This is a genomic window from Nocardiopsis kunsanensis DSM 44524 (assembly GCF_000340965.1).
GTDB classification, from domain to species: domain Bacteria; phylum Actinomycetota; class Actinomycetes; order Streptosporangiales; family Streptosporangiaceae; genus Nocardiopsis; species Nocardiopsis kunsanensis.
On sequence record NZ_ANAY01000015.1, the window covers coordinates 140,506 to 158,674 of the forward strand.

An 18,169-nucleotide genomic window follows, 5' to 3' on the forward strand; every position below is an offset into this window, starting at 1 on the left:
CACATCGCGCACCCCGAGTCGCGAGAGAAGAACCGACCCATGCATGACACCACGACCACCCATAGAACCCTCGGGGTGGTCTTCTGGGCCTCCCTCTCCGTCTCAGCGCTGTTCGTGGTCTGGGGAGTGGCCGCCCCGGAACACCAGACGGCAACGATGAACGCTTCCCTGAACTGGATCACCGCCAGGTTCGGTTGGGCCTACCTCCTGCTCCCCGTGCTGCTCCTGGCGCTCCTGGTCGGACTGGCCTGCAGCCGTTACGGACGCATCCGGCTGGGCTCCGACGAGGACCGGCCCGAGTTCGCCATGCACACCTGGATCGCCATGATCCTGTGCGCGGTGATGGGTATCGGCCTGGTCTCCTACGGCGTCGCCGAGCCGATCTCCCACTTCGCCACCCCGCCCCACGGGCTGGCCGAGTCGGGAACGCCCCAGGCGGCCGTCCTTGCGCTCCAGTACGCCTTCTACGACTGGGGGCTGCACGCCTGGGCGATTTTTGCGGTCTTCGGTCTGGCCCTGGGCTACTCGATCCACCGCAAGAAGCGCCCCGGCCTGATCAGCGCCCTGTTCCGACCGCTGTTGGGACGGCATGCCGACGGGTCCGCAGGCAAGGCCATCGACATCTTCACGGTCTTCGCCACCCTGTTCGGGACCACGACCTCACTCGGGTTGGGGGCCCTGCAGATCGACCACGGCCTGAACCTCCTCCTGGGCACTCCCAGCGGGACCACGGCCCAGGTCGTCATCGTGGTGGTGATCACGGTCCTGTTCAGCCTCTCGGCCGCATCGGGCATCAAGCGCGGCATTCGCTACACCAGCGAGGTCAACCTCTCGGTCGCCTCCCTGCTCTTCCTGTTCGTGCTCTTCCTCGGCCCGACGGCGTTCCTGATCTCGCTGTTCCTGGAGTCCATCGGCCAGTACAGCAGCGAGTTCCTCCTGATGAGTCTGCGCGGGCCGGCCTTCGGCGACACCGAGTGGATGCAGGGCTGGACCTACTTCATGATGGCCTGGTGGGTGTCCTGGGGTGCCTTCGTCGGCGTGTTCCTGGCGCGTATCTCGCGCGGGCGCACCATCCGCCAGTTCGTCCTGGTCGTCCTCGGCCTGCCCAGCCTGGCCTTCTTCGCCTGGTTCTCGGTGTTCGGCGGCGCGGCGATCGAGCTGGACATGAAGCACGGCACGGACATCGCGGGCGACACCGCTGCGGAGCTCAACAGCGCCTTCTTCGCGACCCTGGCCGAGTTCCCCCTCCCCACGGTCACGGCGGCGCTCGTGGTGCTCCTGGCGGCGCTCTTCTTCATCTCGGGTGCCGACGCCAACACCTACGTGTTGGGCATGCTCACCACGCACGGCTCCACCCGGCCCCGCACGCCGATCCTGCTGCTGTGGGGAGCGATGACCGGAGCCCTGGCGATCATCCTCCTGCTCTCGGGAGGGCTCGATGCGCTGCAACAGACCGCCATCGTCAGCTCGGCGCCCTTCCTCCTCGTCATCGTGGGCATGGTCGTGTGCTTCCTTCGCGACCTGAGATCCGAGGGGACGGCCGAAGAGGCGGTGGAAGCGAACATCGCGCCGCAGCACCTGGCACAGGTGACACCGGAAAAGACCGAGTGACTCAGCGACCACGACGCCGGCCGCCGAGGAAGGCCCCTCTGCTGAGGCCCCGCACCGGACACCTCGTGCTCAGTTCCCCGGGTCGTGCCCCGGACGCCGGGCACGACCGGTCAGCCCGCGGGCCCCTCGGTCCCCGGGTGCTCGTCGTGGTGATTGATCCCGACGGCCATGTGGTGCGGCATCCCCGGGAACGCCGCACCACATGGGGAACACGGAGCCCTTCCTCCTGGCCCTCGCCGAGGCGCCGTGGGTGTCGACCGCCGAAGTCTCCCCACTCGCCCCGAGCACGGAACAGGTCGTAGGCGCCGACGGACGAGTCGTCCTCGATCACGCATCCGGTGTTCGCGGCGCAACTCGCGGGTGCGGCGCAGCGTCTCGTCCAGAAGGACTCGACGAGGCACACGAGCTCGTGAGACCCCAGGGCGTCATCGCTCAGACGAAGCGGTCCGGGGTGAGCGGGAGGTCCCGAACCCGGACGCCCGTGGCGTGGTGGGCGGCGTTGGCGATCGCGGCAGCGGTGCCCACGATCCCGATCTCGCCGATGCCCTTGGCACCCAAGGCGTTGACGTAGGGGTCGTGCTCGTCGATCCAGTGCGCCTGGACATCGCCGATGTCGGCGTTGGCCGCGATGTGGTAGTCGGCCAGATCACGATTGACGACATGGCCGGTACGTGGATCCACCTCGCTGGACTCGTGCAGTGCCATGGACAGGCCCATCACCATCCCGCCGAGGAACTGGGAGTGCGCCGTGCGCGCGCTGATGACGCGTCCGACCGCCCACACCCCCAGCAACCGCGGCACCCGGACCTCGCCGGTGTGGGCGTGCACATGCACCTCGGCGAACTGGGCACCGAACCCGTGGCTGGAGTAGGCGTCGCCCTCCTCGGGCGGCGCCGCGTCCCCGGTCGCCTCCGCGCCGGTCCCGGGTGCGCTTCCGTGGCGCTTGCGGAACTCCTGGGCGGCAGCAGTGATCGCCGACCCCCACGAGACGGTGCCCGTGGACCCGCCTGCGACGGTGGCGGTGGGCTGCTCGGTGTCCCCGATGCGCATACGCACCCGGTCCGCCGGTACCTCCAGGGCCTCGGCGGCGATGAGGCCGAGCGCGGTCTCCGCGCCGGTGCCGATGTCGGCGGCGCCGATGCCGACCTCGTAGCGGCCCTCCCCCAGGTGGCGGACCACAGCCGATGACCCGGGCATGAGCATCGCCGGGTAGGTGGAGGAGGCTACTCCCGCACCGACCAGCCATTCGCCGTCGTGGCGCGCGCCCGGCGCGTGATCGTGGTCGGCCCAACCGAAACGGCGCGCACCCTCGCGCAGGCACGCCACCAGGTTGCGGCTGGAGTAGGGCAGACCCGAGGAGGGGTCGCGGTCGGGTTCGTTGCGTACCCGCAGTTCGATGGGGTCGATGCCCAGCGTGCACGCCAGCTCGTCCATCGCCACTTCGGGGCCGAACATCCCTGGGCATTCGCCGGGTGCACGCATCCACGTGGGCGGGGCCGCGTCCAGAGTGACGGCGGAATGAGTGCTGCGCCGGTGCGGTGCCGCATACATCATCCGCGCAGGGGCGGCGGCCGTCTCGATGAACTCGGCCACACGCGAGCTCTGCACGGCAGCGTCGGCGCTGATCCCGGTCAGTACGCCGTCGGCGCCGGCGGTGAGCCGCACCCGCATCGATGTGGGGCTGCGGTAGCCGACCTGGTCGAACATCCGCTGCCGCGGCAACAGCAGCTTCATGGGCCGCCCGGGGAACGCGCGTGCCGCCAGCACCGCGACGATCGTCGGCGCGTGCAGCGGTCCCTTGGAACCGAACCCGCCGCCGACGAAGGGGGCGATGACGCGCACTTGGTCCGGTTCGAGCCCGACCATGGGTGCGAGCGTCTCGCGGACGACATGGGGACCCTGCGTCGACTCGTGCAGAGTGAGCCCGCCCGCGCCCCACTCGGCGATGGTGGAATGCGGTTCCATCGGGTTGTTGTGCTGCATCGCGGTGCCGTAGACCTCGTCGACCACGGCGTGGGCGCCGGCGATCTGGGCGTCGGGATCGCCCCGATGCTCGTCGGAGTCCTCCGGCGTGTAGAAGTCGTCACGGTCACGGAAGAACGCCGCGTCGTGCGGGCTCCGGTCGATGTCGGTGCGCAGCAGTCCCGCCGCGTGGCGGGCGGCCTCGGTGGTCTCAGCGACGACGGCGGCCACCATGTGACCGTGGTAGAGCACCTCGTCGCTCTGCAGGACCTGCAGTTCCGCGGCGAGGGACAACCCGTCCGGTTCGGCCTCCTCCAGCCGCGGCGCGTTGCCGTGCCACAGCACACCGAGCACCCCCGGTACGGCCTCCGCCTCGGCCGCATCGATCGCCCTGACCTTCCCGCGGGCGACCGGGGCACCCACGGGGTAGACATAGGCCATCCCGGACAGCGGGTACTCGCTCGCGTAGCGGGCCCGTCCGGTGACCTTGGCGGGGCCCTCGACCCGCGCCGAGTCGGCGCCGAGGTGCGTCGTCGTGTCGGTCATCGATCTTCCCGCCCTTCCCCTGCGCGCCCGGCCAGTCGGCCGAACACGGTCGTCAGCGCCCCGGCGGCGATCCGGGTCTTGAACTCGTCCCCCTCCAGCGGACGCGCCTCTGCGAGTTCCGCCGCGGCGGCCGCGCGCACTGCTTCCTCGGTGGGTGCGTGGCCGATCAGCGCTTCCTCGGCGCGCCGCGCGCGCCAAGGCTTGTGCGCCACTCCGCCGAACGCGATCCGCGTGGACGCGACGGTGCCGCCGTCGAACACGGCCTCCACAGCGACCGACGCCAGCGCGAAAGCGAACGACGCCCGCTCGCGGGCCTTGTAGTAGTCGGACAGGGCACCTTCGGGGGCCGGCGGCAGCTCGACCGCGGTAATGAGGTCGGCCGGTTCCAGGACGGTGTCGCGGTGCGGTTCGTCGCCGGGAAGCCGGTGCAGCCCCTCCACTGGGACACGGCGCTCGCCGTCCGTCCCCTGGACGACGGCTTCGGCGTCCAGCGCGCACATGGCGGTGGCCATGTCGGAGGGGTGAGTGGCAACGCAGTTCTCGGATGCACCGAGGACCGCGCGGTCGCGGGAGACGCCGCCGAGCGCCGAGCACCCCGTTCCCGGCTCCCGCTTGTTGCAGGGCATCTCGGCGTGCCGGTAGTAGGGGCAGCGGGTGCGCTGCAGCAGGTTGCCGCCGGTGGTGGCCAAGTTGCGCAGTTGCCCCGAGGCACCGGACAGCAGGGCCTTGGACAACAGCGGGTAGGTGCGGCGCACCTCGGGGTGAGCGGCGAGGTCGGCGTTGCGCACACCGGCGCCGATCCGCAGGCCGCCCCCGGGAAGCACGTCGACGGTGTCCAGGCTCAGTCCAGTTACGTCGACGATCCGCTCAGGGGCCTCGATGCCGAGCTTCATGTTGTCCACCAGGTTGGTGCCGCCGGCGAGGAAGGCGGCTCGCGGATGCTCGGCGACCGCGGCGACGGCTCCGGCTGCGTCCCGTGCACGGACGTACTCGAACGGGATCACCGGGCATCCCCTTCCGCGGCGCCGCGCACGGCGGCGACGATTCCGGCGTAGGCACCGCACCGGCAGAGGTTGCCGCTCATCCGCTCGCGGATCTCGGCCTCGTCCAGCCGGGGTGTGTCGGCGGGGTCGGCGGTGACCGCACTGGGCCACCCCGCCTCGGCCTCCTCCAGGACACCGACGGCGGAGCAGACCTGTCCGGGGGTGCAATAGCCGCACTGGAAGGCGTCGTTGTCGATGAACGCCTGCTGGACGGGGTGGAGTTCGCCGTCATCGGCGAGGCCGTCGGCGGTGCGCACGTCGGCGCCGTCGTTGGCCACGGCGAACGTCAGGCAGCTCGTGGCGCGCCTGCCGTCGAGGAGGACCGTGCACGATCCGCACTGGCCGTGGTCGCACCCCTTCTTGGGGGCGATCACGCCGAGGTGCTCGCGCAGGGCGTCGAGCAACGTTGTGCGGGTGTCGGTGCGCAGTGTCCTCCTTTCTCCGTCGACGGTCAGGGTGACGTCGGCTTCCATCGCGGGTCCCTCCGAGGGCGAATCGTCTGGTCTGATCGGTCCCGGAACCGGGACCGGCGCAAAGCCCGTATCAGCGGCCTCATCGGTCACTGTCCCACCGCTGCCCGGCCGTCGGGGAGCGTACACACCGGGCGGCGTCCCTCTCCGCCCACTGGCCGAGGACGGATCCTCAGCAGAAAAGCCAGACAGACCGGCACACATCTCCACCGATGCCGCGCCGCAGCCCGCCCCGAGCACGGGGGTGCTCTCCGGCCTGTGGTTCACCGGTCCCGAGCGTTCCTGCAGGGGCATACCGTGTGAGGTTCCCCGTCGTCAGAGCGGGTTCTCCCGCGCCCGGCCGCCCGGGAAGGGGCACGATGGGGAAAGGAAGAACCCCCCGCGAATCCGACCGGAAGTCGCACCAGAGATGACAGACAGCACGCCTACGGGCAGCAGTCCCCAGAACGTTCCCGACCTCATGTCCCTGCTGCTCGAGACATACGGGCGTCACGGCGTCGAGGTGGAACAGCTCCCACCGACGGGGATGCGTATCCAGATCCCCGGCAACGACCCCTTGGAGACGGATTACGCCGACGCCATCGAGCAGGCCCGGGGCCTGCCGGCCGAGCAGTACCCGGAGTTGGCCGAACAGGTGGTCCTCGCCCTGATCCGCCAGGTCCGCGAGCAGGGTGTGCCTCTGGGGACGCACTACCCGCCGCGCCCGGACGACCACGGACGACAGGTCCTGGTGAGGGTCCTGCAGGAGCTCGGGTACTCCGCACGTTTCGAGGACCCGCAGACCATCAGCGTCCCGCTTCGCGACGGCGAACGGGGCGCCATGGACATGAGCGACTACCTCTCCCGTGTCGAGGGCGCGGACCTGGACACGGCCTCCGAAGAAGTGACCCCCTTCGCCGAAGCCGTCATCAAGCGGGTCTCCGAAGTGGCCGACATCTCGCAGGCTTCCTCGGAGCAGCTGCGCGTACGCCTGTACCCGGAGTCCGGTTTCCCCGATGGTGTGGCCGAGACCCTGCTCGGTCGGCAGGCGGGGGCCGATCTCTTCGAGACCGTCGCCCTGGACACCACCGACACCGTCCAGCCGGTGACACGGCAACAGCACGAGGAGACCGGCCGTTCGGAGGAGGAGACCTATCGTGAGGCGGTCGCCAACAGCGTCGCCGAACCCGTGGAGGTCTCACACCACGACTTCGGCGGTATGAACTTCGTGCACATCGGCGGTGAGCACCCGTACGTGTCCGCCCAGCTGCATGTCCTGAGCAAGCACTTGGAGCACACCCCGCACGGTGTGCTCGTGGCGCTGCCGGTCCCTCAGGTGGTTCTGGCCCATGTCCTCGGGGAGGAGAGCAGCCACCCCGTAGCGGCACTCGAGCTCCTCCAGAACATGGCCGGTCGCTTCGTCGAGGAGGGTGAGAGGCCCATCACCTCTCAGGTGTACTGGTGGCACCCCTCTTCCCGGGAGCGCGCCGAGTCCGATCTGCCCGACCTGCGTGCCGTACGGATCGAGATCGACCAGGAGCAGGGTTCGGCCTCGCTGTTCACCGACGACGACGAGTTCGGTGAGCTCCTGCAGTCCCTCCTGGACTCCTGAGGACCCGGTGGGGGCCTCGGGAGACGCGGAGCTCTCCTGAGGCCCCGCCGTGAGGCCTCCTCGACGGAACCCTCCGAGCTGGGCGTGTGTGCACGCGCCGACTCGCCGGAGACCGGCGACCGTCTCGATCCGGTTGAGCGTCTGCCCATCCCCACGTGCGTGGGGCGCAGGCCCAGCGGCGCCGTGCCCGAGGCGGGGGTGACGGTCCATCCCCACGTGCGTGGGGCGCAGCCCGACTTCGGGGACCCGTCGTGTGGCAGGCCCGGTCCATCCCCACGTGCGTGGGGCGCAGCACGAACAACCGCCCGCTGAGCCACGAGACGCCGGTCCATCCCCACGTGCGTGGGGCGCAGTGATCACGCCCCCGCCGGTGCTCCGGCGGGGGCGGTCCATCCCCACGTGCGTGGGGCGCAGTCGGATGCTGGCCGAGACGCTCGGGCATCGTGCGGTCCATCCCCACGTGCGTGGGGCGCAGACTTCCCGACCTGCACAAACTCTCGCCGTTATCGTTTTGAAGCCAAAACTATCGGGGTTGCGCGCACCCCTGTAATCAGGCAGACACTCTTCGCACAAGCCAGCCCTGACCTTGGCCATCCGTACCGTTTCACGAGAGACCTCACTCCCCTGCCCGAGGAGACCTCACCCCCTCTTCTACCCCACAGGCGCGCGGAATCGGCACCCGTAGGCCCTCAGAACGTACCGCGCGGGAGACGACTCGGCCCCCTGTTCAGTCGCATCCGCAGCTGAGTCCGGTTCCGAGCTGCTAAGAGAACACGGTGATGCCGTAGAGCACGAAGACCAGCAGATGCGCGGCACCGTGGAGAGCTGTCACACGCTGAGCGGTGAAGGTGCTGACGGTGAGCAGCAGACTGATACCCAGTAGGACCAGGTTGGTGGGGTTCTCGGCCAGAGTCACGGTCCGGTCGGTGATGAGCCCGATGGTGAGCACCGAGGGGATCGTCAGGCCGACCGTGGAAACCAGGGCACCGTGGCAGAGGTTGCTCACGCGCTGGATCTCGCCGGTGTGGGCGGCACGGACCGTGGTGATGGTTTCCGGTAGGAACACGATCATCGCGATGATGATGCCCGACAACGCGATAGGTGCGCCCAGGCGGTCGAGGCCGTCGTCGAGCAGGGCCGCCATGTCGTGTGAGAGCAGCACGATCGGGATCACCGTCGCGACGAGCACGGCCGTCCGGGCGACGACCTCGGTGCGGTGCCTCGACAGGATCGTGGTGATCGGCGTACGCGCGGCCGCCTCCACTACGGGGGAAGAGCCGTGTGTTCCGGGGGCCTCCTGGGGTGCCGGCTCCTGGAAATCTCCGCGTTGCGCGCCCGTCTGCCGGTACAGGAAGAAGACGTACAGCAGCACGGTGAGAGCGATGACCGCGAACGCCTGCCCCGTGCTGTAGGAACCGCCGGTACCGATGAGCCCGGGCAGCGCGAACGCCACGGTGGTGAGCACGACGAGGACGGACACGTAGGCGGAGACCCCGGTGTGGTTGGGCCGCAGGTCGGAGTGCCGCATGCCGCCGACGAGCAGGGCGAGCCCGACGACGAGGTTCAGGATGATCATCGAGACCGCCATCACCGAGTCACGGGCGATGGTGGCGTGTTCGCCGGGTCCGAGCATCACCGCGGAGATCAGGATGACCTCGATCAGCACGATCGACAGGGTCAGTACGAGGGTGCCGTAGGGGTCTCCGAGGCGGTGCGCGAGGTGTTCGGCCTGGGTGACGACCCCGAAGGCGCAGACGACGATCACCGCGATGATGCCCGCCAGGACGGCGAACAGCGCTGGTGTCGGTAGGTTCCCGGAGAGCGTCGGCGCAGCGAGGGAGAGGGCGCCGAACGCGCCCCAGCCCAGGAGGAGGCGGACAACGGCTGCCGGGGTGAGAACGGTGCGGACGAGAGCGGTGGTGCGCACGGACCTGTACCCCTGTTTCTACAGGGCCGTCCCTGCTCATGTTCGTGCCGACGGGTCGTCCCGCCGGTCTCTTCCGTCCTGTACTCATCCTACCGATCGCCGGCGTTCGGGGCCCGCGTCCTCCGGGGAGCACGGCTGCGCGGGTCGGAAGTGCTCAGGCACCCGGGGCGCCCACTCGGGGGGAGAGTGGACGCCCCGGTACGATCCGGTGTCCCCGGCTCGGCGGGCCGCGCCCACCGGTCCGGTTCAGCCGAGCGCGGCCAGCAGTGCCGGGACCGTCAGCAGAGCCACGTAGAAGCCCATGAACTGGACTCCTGTGTGCATGCTGAACAGTTTGTTCAGCAGACCGCCGACCAGTCCGACGGTCACCGTGACGCCCACGGCGAGCAGGCCTCCCTCGTACATGCAGATGACCAGGATCAGACCGGCGAAGGCGCCGATGATCGCCTCGTGGGAGATGCGGCGCATCACGAACGCGGCGGCCCGGTGGGCGTAGGTCATGGCGAACGGGTAGACGAGTACGACCGCCAGGACCACGCCCAGGAGCCCGTAGAAGAGGAACTCGCCCCCGGACAGCAGGTCGTGCAGGTTGTTGGTCTGCCCTGTTTCGTTGTCCATCGTGTGGACGGGAGGCGCGTTGAACAGGGGCGCTGCCGGTCCGGCCGCCATCGGCGACAGAGGAAGTCCCAGAGCGATGAGCGGGATGAGGGTCTCGGCGATGTAGGTGGCCTCAGTGGTGCCGTTGCGCACCGACATCACCGTGGTCAGGCGGTGATACACGTTCTTGATGCGCGAGCCGGCGAGCTCGCCCATGAGCACGGTCATCGCCACCGGGGAGAACACGAACGTGGCGCTGGAGGCCGAAGCGGCAGCCCCCGTGTATCCGAGCTGCTTCCGGTCGAGGATCTTGAACGGACTGGGTAGGCGTCCCTTCCACGTCCGGTTGTCCGGAGCCAGGTCGAAGGAGCGGGGCCGGTCGCGACGCAGGGTTTGCCGGCCACCGGGGGACAGCGACAGGAACAGGTCCGCGATGAGCGGTCCGATCGCGATACCCAGGAAGAAGCTGATGGTCAGCGAGGAGCCCGTGGTCTCGGTCACGAAGCTCTGCAGGCCCACGACCATCAGGACGAAGGGGACCAGGGCGAGCACCGCGGCCAGTTTGCCCTTGGAGGTGTAGGCGATGAGCACCGCCGCCACCAGGAAGATCCACGGTGCGGCCGATCCGATGGCCTCGGCGAAGGGGCTGAGCAGCCATGCGAAGAGCACCGACAGGGGCACGGAGACGAAGGCGGCGAGGACCCCTCCGGAGAGTGCCTTGCGCAGCGCGATGTGCGGTACCCCGAGGTCGCGCAGCATCTGTGCGTCCCGGAGCATCGGTACGGCCAGGGTGTCGCCCGGGATCCCCAACAGCGTTGTGGGGATGGCGTGGGTCATGTGTTTGGCGACGATCGCGCCCATGAAGAAGGTGAACACGGCCGCGGGCGGCACACCCAGGAGCACGACCAGCAGGGTCAGCGGCGCCACGGTGGCTGTTTCGTCGGTGTAGGAGGCCAGCCCGATGAAGGCGAAGACCACCGCGCCGACGACGCCCATACCCACGGCCCAGGCGATGTCGTTGATCAGGTCAGGGCTCATTGCCGCTCCTCCGCGTCGGTGGACCGGCGTTCGTGCTGTTCCCGCAGATCGTCGTACAGGCCCAGGGTCCGTAGCTCCTGCTGGACCCCGGGCGGGAGTTCTCCCGGATCACCGAGGGGGCCGAGCTCTTCCTCGATGCCGTCCATCGCCTTGCGGCGGCCCTCTCCCCCGGCCTCGGACACTCCCAGGACACGTTTGGGACGGAACAGCAACGCGCAGACGAATCCGCTGAGCAGGCAACCGGCCAGACCCACCAGGAGCGCGTACGTGGAAGCGACCTCGGGGTCGTCGCCGATGTGTTGCAGCAGCATCTCCGAACCGAGGTAGAGCGGCGCCGAGATCCCCAGGCCGATCAGGATGGCCCAGAGGGTGTGCCGGGGTGCGACCGTGTCTCCCCAGATTTCCAGGTAGGGGGCCTCCTGCGCCTCGGGGGCCGCCCCGGTCTCCTGCTGTGTGCTCATTCCCGGCCCCGCATCCGCGCCAGGACGGCCTCGGCGTGCTCGGCCCCGAAGGAGCGGTCGGCCACGAGTGCGGCCACCAGGGGCGCGACCTCGTGGGGTTCTGCCCCGGCGGCGACGGCGATGTTGCGGGCGTGCAAGGACATGTGGCCGCGTTGGATGCCTTCGGTGGCCAGGGCGCGCACCGCCGCGATGTTCTGGGCGAGCCCGACGGCGGCGATCAGTTCGCCCAGCTCCCGGGCGGTGGAGACCCCGGTCAGCGCCAGTGCGGCGCGAGCGGCCGGGTGGGTGCGCGTGGCCCCGCCGACCAGCCCCACAGGGGTAGGCAGTTCCAGGGTGGCCACGAGGGTGCCGTCGGCTCCCGGTTCGAAGGTGGACAGCGAGGTGTAGCGGCCGGAGGCGTCGACCGCGTGGGCGTGCGCGCCGGCCTCCACGGCACGTGTGTCGTTGCCGGTCGCCAGGACCAGGGCCGAGACCCCGTTCATGATGCCCTTGTTGTGGGTGGCGGCGCGGTAGGGGTCGGCGGCGGCCAGCCGCCAGCCGTGGACGATGTCGCGCGCGACCTCCGCGCCTCCGAGCGCCTCGGTGTCCAGGACCGCGCGGGCACGGCTGATGCGCCGGTCGGCCCGGTTGGTGAGGATGCGCAGCAGAGGGCGGCCCTGGGCGAGTTCGGCGACGCGCGGGGCGATGGCTTCGGCCATCGTGTTGACGGCGTTGGCTCCCATGGCGTCGCGGACGTCGACGGCCAGGTGGGCCACGACGTAGGTCTCTTCCCCGGCCGGGACGGTCCGTACGGTCAGGTCGACCACACCGCCGCCGAGGCGGGTGAGGGTGGGGTCCTGGCTCTGGGCCAGGGCGATGATCTCCTCCTTGGCCTCCAGCACGCGGAGGCGGGCCCCTCCGGGGTCGGCGACGTCGACCACTTGGACCTGGGCCTGCATCACCGGGTCGGTACTGGTGGTGGTGAAGCCGCCGCGTGTACGCGCGATACGGGCGGCGTTGGAGGAGGCGGCGACCACGGACGGTTCCTCGGTCGCCATCGGCACCAGGACGTCCTGGCCGTTCACCGTGAAGTTGGTGGCCACACCCAGGGGGACACCGAGAACCCCGATGGCGTTCTCGATCATTCCGTCGGCCGTGCCGGTGTCCAGACCTCCGGTCTGCAGTACGGCGAGCGCGTGGGGATCGATGCCGCACTCGCGTGTGATGGCCTCACGCCGGGCGTCGACATCGAGGTCGCGGAAGCCGGAGAGCCTGCTGTTGCGGGCCAAGGTGGGATACCTCCTGTGAGAAGGCACCAGAGTTTGTGTGGTGCATCACTGTTGACTTCCGCTATGCAAGCAGCTGGGGCCACCCCGGCGATATGTCCGATTCGGCCACAGGGCGCGGCGTCAGCATGGCCGTTTCGTGCGGATGCGGTGCAGTCGGGCGGCCACGCCGAGCCGGAAGAGGCTCTCGGGGGACTGCCAGTTCGGCCCCAGGAGTGCCGTCAGGCGTTCCAGCCGCTGTTTGACCGTGTTGGGGTGCACGAACAGGGCACGTGCGGTGCGCGTGACGCCGGCACCGTGGTCGACGTAGGTGATGAGTGTGTCGGTCAGTTCGGTGCCGTGTTTGCTGTCCCAGTCGATGACCGGCCCGAGCAGCCGTTCGGCGAACCGTCGTGCCCGGCGCCCGTCGGTGCCGAACATGGAGAGGTAGGGCTCGTACTCCTCGGTGAGGAAGATCCCGTCCTCGTCCGTCAGGTGGGGCAGCAGCTGCGCGCAGTCCCAGGTCTCCCGCGCCACCTCGGGAAGGGACGCGGGTCCCTGCGCGAGTCCGGCCACCGCGATCACGGGGGCGCGTTCGGTCTGTCGTGCCCTGGCCCGGACCTGCTCGGCCAGCTCGCGGGGGCCGTCCACGGGGGCGAGTACGGCCACTCCGTCCTCCTGGGCCGCCGCGAGCCATCCCCTGCCGCCGGACAGGGAACGGAGCAGAGCGTGGCGGCGCTCGTCCGGCACGGGAAGGGCCACGACGGTCCAGGGCCGGTCGAGTTCGATGCCTCTGGCCCGGGCGCGGCGTTCGAGTGATTCGGTCTCGCCGCTACCGGAGAGCAGGTCCAGGGCCAGTTCTCCGCGTACCCGCTCCTCGGCGTCGGTCAGCGCATCCTGCCGCATGGTCAGCAGCGCCAGGATCTGCGCAGAACGCTCGATGGTGAGTTGTTCCAACTCGGTCGGGGGCGCTTGCGCCTCCCCCACCAGGACCAGCCCGAGGAAGGCCGACCCGGCCACCACCGCCGCCACGGTCGCCAGACCGTGAGAGCCCACGTGGGCACAGCGTCCGGAGACGCGGCTGCGTTCGGCCGCCCGCACGGCCTCGGGGATCAGGCTCCCCGATCTCCACCAGACCTCGGCCTCCTCCGGGGCCGATGCGAGGAGGGCGAGGTCGCGGTCGGAGACACAGACGGGCCGTCCCAACGCGCCGGAGAGGGTGGCGGCCATCTCACGGGGGCTGTGGCCGGAGAGCACGAGGGTCGTCAGTTGTTCGTGGACCTGAGCGGCGGTGGCCGTGTCGTCGGCGTGTTTCTCGGCGCGTTGCGCTGCCTCCGTGGCCTCGGAGAACAGGCGTGCGGTACGCAGGATGAGCGCGGCCTGGTCAGCGAAGGCCGACAACAGGGCGATCTCGTCCCTGCCGAAGGAGCGGGCCGAGCGGTCGGCCGCGAAGAGCACCCCGAGGATCTCTCCGTCGGCGGAGACCGGCACCCCCAGGATCGAGCGCAGGTGCTCATCGGTGATGGCCCGGTCGATCTCCGGGTCGTGGGAGAAGTCGGCGGTCCCCCAGTAGTCGGCGACCCACTGCGGGGCCAGCGTGTGCACGACCCGACTGGCGATACCCACCCCGGCGGGGACCCGCAGCCCCGGGAAGAGCGGGGAGACGGTGCCTCGGCTGGCCCGGACGAACAGCTCGTCGGTGCGGCTGTCGTAGAGGGACATGTAGGTGACCTCGGTGCCGATGAGGTCGTGTGCGCGGCCCACGAGGCGGTTGAGGACCGCTTGGACGTCGTGGATCTGCACCAGGTCGTGGGTACTGGTGATCAGCGCGAGCAGCTCACGTTCGCGTCGGCGGAGACGCCCGACGAGGGCGGAGGTCCGCTGGAACTGGGCTGTCAGTTCCTCTCCGGTCGGGCCGAGGAACTCACGTGCCTCCTCCGGCCCCGGCTGCTCACCCGTCTCCAGACGGCGCAGCAGGTCGATGACGGCACGTTGCGCCGCTTCGTCCAACCGCACAGTGCTGTCTTCCATCCGTCCAGTCTGTCAGCAGGGGTGATCGGGTACCTGACCAGGCCTGGAGGGATCCCGGATCGGGCGATACGGCCCCGCGGCCGCACCTGTCGGCCGCCGAGGACGCAGCTGGGGTCGGGGGTCGGACCTTCTGCCCAGCTTGCGCCTGCCGGCCTCAGGCGCCGACGGACTTCAGGAAGGCGAGCAGGAAGGAGGCGACCTGCTCGGGGTGCTGGTCGTGCGGGTAGTGGCCGGATCCCTCGATCATCTCCAGGTGTCCCAGCCCCTCGGGCAGGGCGTCGACGACGGCCTGGCCTTCGGCGCGCGGGTCGATCCAGTCGGGGTCGAGGGTGCCCATGAGGACCAGGACCGGGCAGCGTACGCCGCCCAGCCGGGCTCCGGCGTCGGTGGGGGTGGTCATGCCCATGCCCTTGAGGGCCTTCATCCGGCCCGGTTCGCGCAGCAGGGTATCGACGTGGTCGAGCCGCTCGGCCCAGTGGTCGGGCTTGGTTCCGGGGTAGGCCGTGTCCAGGTAGGAACGCCACATCCGTACGCTGCCCAGGCCGACCGTGCCGAGCAGGCGCAGCATGCCCCGCCGCACGCGCCGGTCGCGTAGCTGGGCCGGTCCGAAGGACTGCTCACGGGTGAAGGGGGCCACCTCGACGACGGCGGTGAACAGGTCGTGTTCCTGGGCCGCGGCGATGGTGGCGGCCCCGCCGGAGATGGAGTGGCCGACCAGGACGGCGGGAGCTCCCAGGTGGCGGACCACGGCGCGCAGGTCGCCCGCGATGGCGGTGCGGCTCCAGTCCGTCCACTCTGTGCTGGATTCGCCGCATCCTCGCAGGTCGACGGAGGCGAGGCGGTATCCGGCCTCCAGCAGGTGTGGCACGAGCGGGCGGTAAGCAGCGCGGCTGTCGCCCATGCCGTGTGCGAGAACGATCAATGGACCGGTGCCCTCGACCTCGTAGGCGATCGAGCCGGCATCGACGGTCAGGTGTTCGGTCATGGTGTCCTCCGGTTGCCAGAGAGCGTGGAACCGAAAGTTAATACCATTAGCCTTTGCGGTCAACAGAGTCCGGGGGCCGTCCCGGACAAGCCGTACCTGTTCGGCCAGGCTCGCTCTCAGCCTCTCAGTGGTGGGGGATGTCGAAGCCGGCAGCGCGCAGCCTCTCCTCGATGAGCTCGGTCAACCGAGCCATGCTCGGCATCTGATCTGCCCGGTGGTTGTTGATCAGTCCGTAACGGGTGATGGCGTCCGGTGTGGAGAAGAAGTCGGCCTGCGCCTCCATCAGCACGCGGTCGGCCAGCAGGTTGTCGGCCAGAGCGGATGCGATTTCCTCGAGTCGCGGGTCGTCCGGGTCCCAGGACAGTGCGTCCCAGCCTCGTTTCTGCAACTCGACGTACTCGGGATCGTCGAGCCGGTGCTCGAGCTGGGTCACGAAGCCCTCGAAGAACTCCGGAGCCAGCGCCCGAGCCAGGACCAGGCCCTCGCGTTGTGTGGCCACGAAGTCGGAACGGAAACCGAGATCGGTGAGCCGGTCCAGAATTGCGCAGGCGCGTTGGGGAAGGAGGGACCGGTCGCCGTCGGCCAACCGTTGCAACGTGTCGCGGCGGGCGATGAGTGCCTCGATCCGGTCGCTGAGCTGTCGATCGACGTCGGTGAGGGACTCCATTGACAGTTCCCTGGCCCCTGCGCCCTTGATCTCGGCGACGAGGCCCGGCCTGCCGTGTCCGAGATTGAAACCGCGCGGGGTGTCGATCGCCGCGATCCGCCCCCGGGTCACGAAGGCGAGCCGGTCACAGAGCAGATCGGCCGTGACCATGTCGTGTGTGGTCAGGAACACCGTGCATCCCGTCTGCGCGGTCTCCCGGACGAGCCCGCGCAGGAGTGCGGAACGCACCGGATCCTGCCCGGAGGTGGGTTCGTCCAGGAAGAGCAGTTCGGGCCGGTTGATGAGCGACCGTGCCAGGTTCATCCGCATCCGCATGCCCTTGGACAGCTCGTCGGCCCGGCGGTCGGCGGCATCGGTCAGGTCGACGCGTTCGAGCAAAGCGTCTGGGTCCTCGACCGGGCCTCTGTACAGCGACGCGAAAGCGGCCAGGTTCTCGCGGACGGTCAGCCTGCCGAACCCGGCGGGGAGCTCGAAGCCCACACCCACGTGCTCGAAGTAGTCCGCCCCCACTCGTGCAGGGGACGGCCCAGCACCTGGACCCTCCCCCCGTAGCGGCGCAGAAGGCGGGTGAGCACTCGCTGGGTAGTGGACTTTCCGGCCCCCCTGGGCCCGAGAAAACCGAAAACCTCCCCCTCCTCCACGGAGGATTCCATTTCTGCCACCGCAGAGACATCACACCCAGGGTAGCTGACAGAAAGTTTATCTACGGAGATGACAGGGTCGAGCACAGTGGATCCTCACATGGGGACGATGGTTCACACAGACCGGAAGAGCACCCTGCACAGACTGGGACCGAGCACAGCGAGCGACAACGCAAACACCTCTGAAGAAGGCAATGGAAACTATTTATAAAAAACTATACACCTTGCATGTAATTTCATTGGCAAGAGTTTATTGACGTGCGGCGCTGCTTGTGAGTAGCGTGCGGATCAGGTCCGATAGCGCGGCCTATTACACGGGGTCCGACCAGGCTGTACGCCTTGGTCGTGCATGCCCTCTCGCCGCCGGTCTCCTCTCGAGGGGGCGGGTTAGGAGCGCTATGCAGAACACGACGACAGCTCCACGAACCCAGAACCGGAACCTGGTTCCCCAACCACGGAAGCCCGTCGAGCGCCGGGAGGCGGAGAACCTCCTGGAGGCCCTGTCAGAAGTGAAGAGCGACAGCAGCACCGCCTGTGAATTGCGCACACGCATCGAACAGATCGTGCGCCCCGTTGTGGCCAAGGAGGCATCCCGGTTCCGCAACCGCGGGGTCGACTCCGAAGAACTGTTCCAAGTGGCCTGTCTGGGGCTGATGAAGGCGATCAGGGGGTACGACCCCACGCGCGGGGTGCGTTTCGTCTCCTACCTCTTGCCGGTCGTTTCCGGTGAGATCAAGCGCCACTTCCGCGACCACGAGTGGTCGGTGAACGTACCCCGCCACTGGCGTGAGAAGCGCTCCGAGCTGAACAAGTTCGTCATGGAGTTCACCCAGAACCACGCCAGGGAACCGCGCCGGGACGAGATCGCCGAGCACTTCGGCCTGAGTGAGGCACAGACCTCGGAGTTCCTCAACGCGGCCGCCTCCTACTCGGCGATCTCCCTGGAGACCCCTTGGGGTACCGCGGAGGAAGGTACCGCCGGAACCCTCGCCGGCACCATCAGCCAGCTCGACAAGGACCTGGAGTCCGTCGTCGACCGGCAGACGCTGAGAGCAGCGATCAACAGGCTTCCGCAAAGAGAGCGCCATGCCATCGCCTTGAGTTTTTTCGGTGAGCTGCCACAGACAGTCATCGCCGAACACCTGGGTTGCTCCCAGATGCAGGTCTCCCGGATCCTTTCCTCGGCGGTGAGCCAACTGCGCAAGGAGTTCTTCGTCCGAGAATAACTACCGAACGTGCTCGATCGAGGTCCGCTACGGCAGAGAACGCGAGCGGTCCCCGGTTTTCGGTCAGCACCTGGTACTACAGTCGCGCTTCCGTTTTGCTCTGACCTGATGTTGTCTGGGATGACCTGA

The 18,169-nt window shown here is 69.0% G+C and carries 12 protein-coding genes and 1 pseudogene; 3 read left to right on the plus strand and 10 right to left on the minus strand.

Annotation, left to right across the window (positions count from 1 at the left end; all coding sequences use genetic code 11):
• Window positions 1–39: 39 nt before the first annotated feature.
• Window positions 40–1,611, plus strand: a complete 1,572-nt coding sequence (locus tag D456_RS24060; protein WP_040699206.1) for a BCCT family transporter — start codon at window positions 40–42, stop codon at window positions 1,609–1,611.
• 432 nt (window positions 1,612–2,043) lie between these two features.
• Here D456_RS24060 and D456_RS0112335 read toward each other — a convergent pair whose 3' ends face one another.
• The 3 genes from D456_RS0112335 to D456_RS0112345 are packed head-to-tail and all read right to left on the minus strand — an operon-like array spanning window position 2,044 to window position 5,635.
• Window positions 2,044–4,119, minus strand: coding sequence for a xanthine dehydrogenase family protein molybdopterin-binding subunit (locus D456_RS0112335; RefSeq protein ID WP_017576487.1), 2,076 nt, complete (start codon window positions 4,117–4,119; stop codon window positions 2,044–2,046).
• Entirely contained in the window at window positions 4,116–5,123 is a 1,008-nt protein-coding gene (locus D456_RS0112340; protein ID WP_017576488.1) for an FAD binding domain-containing protein, read from the minus strand. Before D456_RS0112340 ends, D456_RS0112335 begins: the two co-directional genes overlap by 4 nt.
• Window positions 5,120–5,635: a (2Fe-2S)-binding protein gene (locus tag D456_RS0112345; protein WP_017576489.1), complete on the minus strand. Its 516-nt coding sequence runs from the start codon at window positions 5,633–5,635 to the stop codon at window positions 5,120–5,122. Before D456_RS0112345 ends, D456_RS0112340 begins: the two co-directional genes overlap by 4 nt.
• A 406-nt stretch (window positions 5,636–6,041) precedes the next feature.
• Here D456_RS0112345 and D456_RS0112350 point away from each other — a divergent pair, with 406 nt between their 5' ends.
• Window positions 6,042–7,223 carry a hypothetical protein gene (locus D456_RS0112350; protein ID WP_026115799.1) on the plus strand — a complete coding sequence of 394 codons (1,182 nt, stop codon included), beginning with the start codon at window positions 6,042–6,044 and terminating at the stop codon, window positions 7,221–7,223.
• A gap of 763 nt (window positions 7,224–7,986) precedes the next feature.
• Here D456_RS0112350 and D456_RS0112355 read toward each other — a convergent pair.
• The 7 genes and pseudogenes from D456_RS0112355 to D456_RS27500 form a co-directional block, all read right to left on the minus strand.
• A complete protein-coding gene (locus D456_RS0112355) occupies window positions 7,987–9,150 on the minus strand; it encodes a calcium:proton antiporter (protein ID WP_017576491.1) in 1,164 nt (387 codons plus the stop codon).
• Between the two features lie 246 nt (window positions 9,151–9,396).
• A complete protein-coding gene (locus D456_RS0112360; RefSeq protein WP_017576492.1) occupies window positions 9,397–10,785 on the minus strand; it encodes a tripartite tricarboxylate transporter permease in 1,389 nt (462 codons plus the stop codon).
• Complete coding sequence (locus tag D456_RS0112365) at window positions 10,782–11,246, minus strand: hypothetical protein (protein WP_017576493.1); 465 nt, start codon at window positions 11,244–11,246, stop codon at window positions 10,782–10,784. Before D456_RS0112365 ends, D456_RS0112360 begins: the two co-directional genes overlap by 4 nt.
• Window positions 11,243–12,514: a hydroxymethylglutaryl-CoA reductase, degradative gene (locus tag D456_RS0112370; RefSeq protein ID WP_017576494.1), complete on the minus strand. Its 1,272-nt coding sequence runs from the start codon at window positions 12,512–12,514 to the stop codon at window positions 11,243–11,245. Before D456_RS0112370 ends, D456_RS0112365 begins: the two co-directional genes overlap by 4 nt.
• Before the next feature lie 120 nt (window positions 12,515–12,634).
• Window positions 12,635–14,521, minus strand: coding sequence for a helix-turn-helix domain-containing protein (locus D456_RS0112375; RefSeq protein ID WP_026115800.1), 1,887 nt, complete (start codon window positions 14,519–14,521; stop codon window positions 12,635–12,637).
• Window positions 14,522–14,675: 154 nt separating this feature from the next.
• Complete coding sequence (locus D456_RS0112380) at window positions 14,676–15,506, minus strand: alpha/beta fold hydrolase (protein ID WP_017576496.1); 831 nt, start codon at window positions 15,504–15,506, stop codon at window positions 14,676–14,678.
• A 651-nt stretch (window positions 15,507–16,157) separates the two neighbouring features.
• Window positions 16,158–16,901, minus strand: a pseudogene (locus tag D456_RS27500) (ABC transporter ATP-binding protein); the annotation flags it as partial.
• A 311-nt stretch (window positions 16,902–17,212) separates the two neighbouring features.
• Between D456_RS27500 and D456_RS0112390 the strand changes: the two are divergent.
• Entirely contained in the window at window positions 17,213–18,040 is an 828-nt protein-coding gene (locus D456_RS0112390; RefSeq protein WP_017576498.1) for a sigma-70 family RNA polymerase sigma factor, read from the plus strand.
• The last annotated feature ends 129 nt before the right edge of the window (window positions 18,041–18,169 follow it).

Excerpts from the sequence above, each read along its gene's own strand:
- D456_RS0112380 (WP_017576496.1), bottom strand. The coding sequence starts at position 15,506 with ATGACCGAACACCTGACCGTCGATGCCGGCTCGATCGCCTACGAGGTC.
- D456_RS0112360 (WP_017576492.1), bottom strand. The coding sequence starts at position 10,785 with ATGAGCCCTGACCTGATCAACGACATCGCCTGGGCCGTGGGTATGGGC.
- D456_RS0112365 (WP_017576493.1), bottom strand. The coding sequence starts at position 11,246 with ATGAGCACACAGCAGGAGACCGGGGCGGCCCCCGAGGCGCAGGAGGCC.
- D456_RS0112345 (WP_017576489.1), bottom strand. The coding sequence starts at position 5,635 with ATGGAAGCCGACGTCACCCTGACCGTCGACGGAGAAAGGAGGACACTG.
- D456_RS0112350 (WP_026115799.1), top strand. The coding sequence starts at position 6,042 with ATGACAGACAGCACGCCTACGGGCAGCAGTCCCCAGAACGTTCCCGAC.
- D456_RS24060 (WP_040699206.1), top strand. The coding sequence starts at position 40 with ATGCATGACACCACGACCACCCATAGAACCCTCGGGGTGGTCTTCTGG.
- D456_RS0112335 (WP_017576487.1), bottom strand. The coding sequence starts at position 4,119 with ATGACCGACACGACGACGCACCTCGGCGCCGACTCGGCGCGGGTCGAG.
- D456_RS0112375 (WP_026115800.1), bottom strand. The coding sequence starts at position 14,521 with ATGGAAGACAGCACTGTGCGGTTGGACGAAGCGGCGCAACGTGCCGTC.
- D456_RS0112390 (WP_017576498.1), top strand. The coding sequence starts at position 17,213 with ATGCAGAACACGACGACAGCTCCACGAACCCAGAACCGGAACCTGGTT.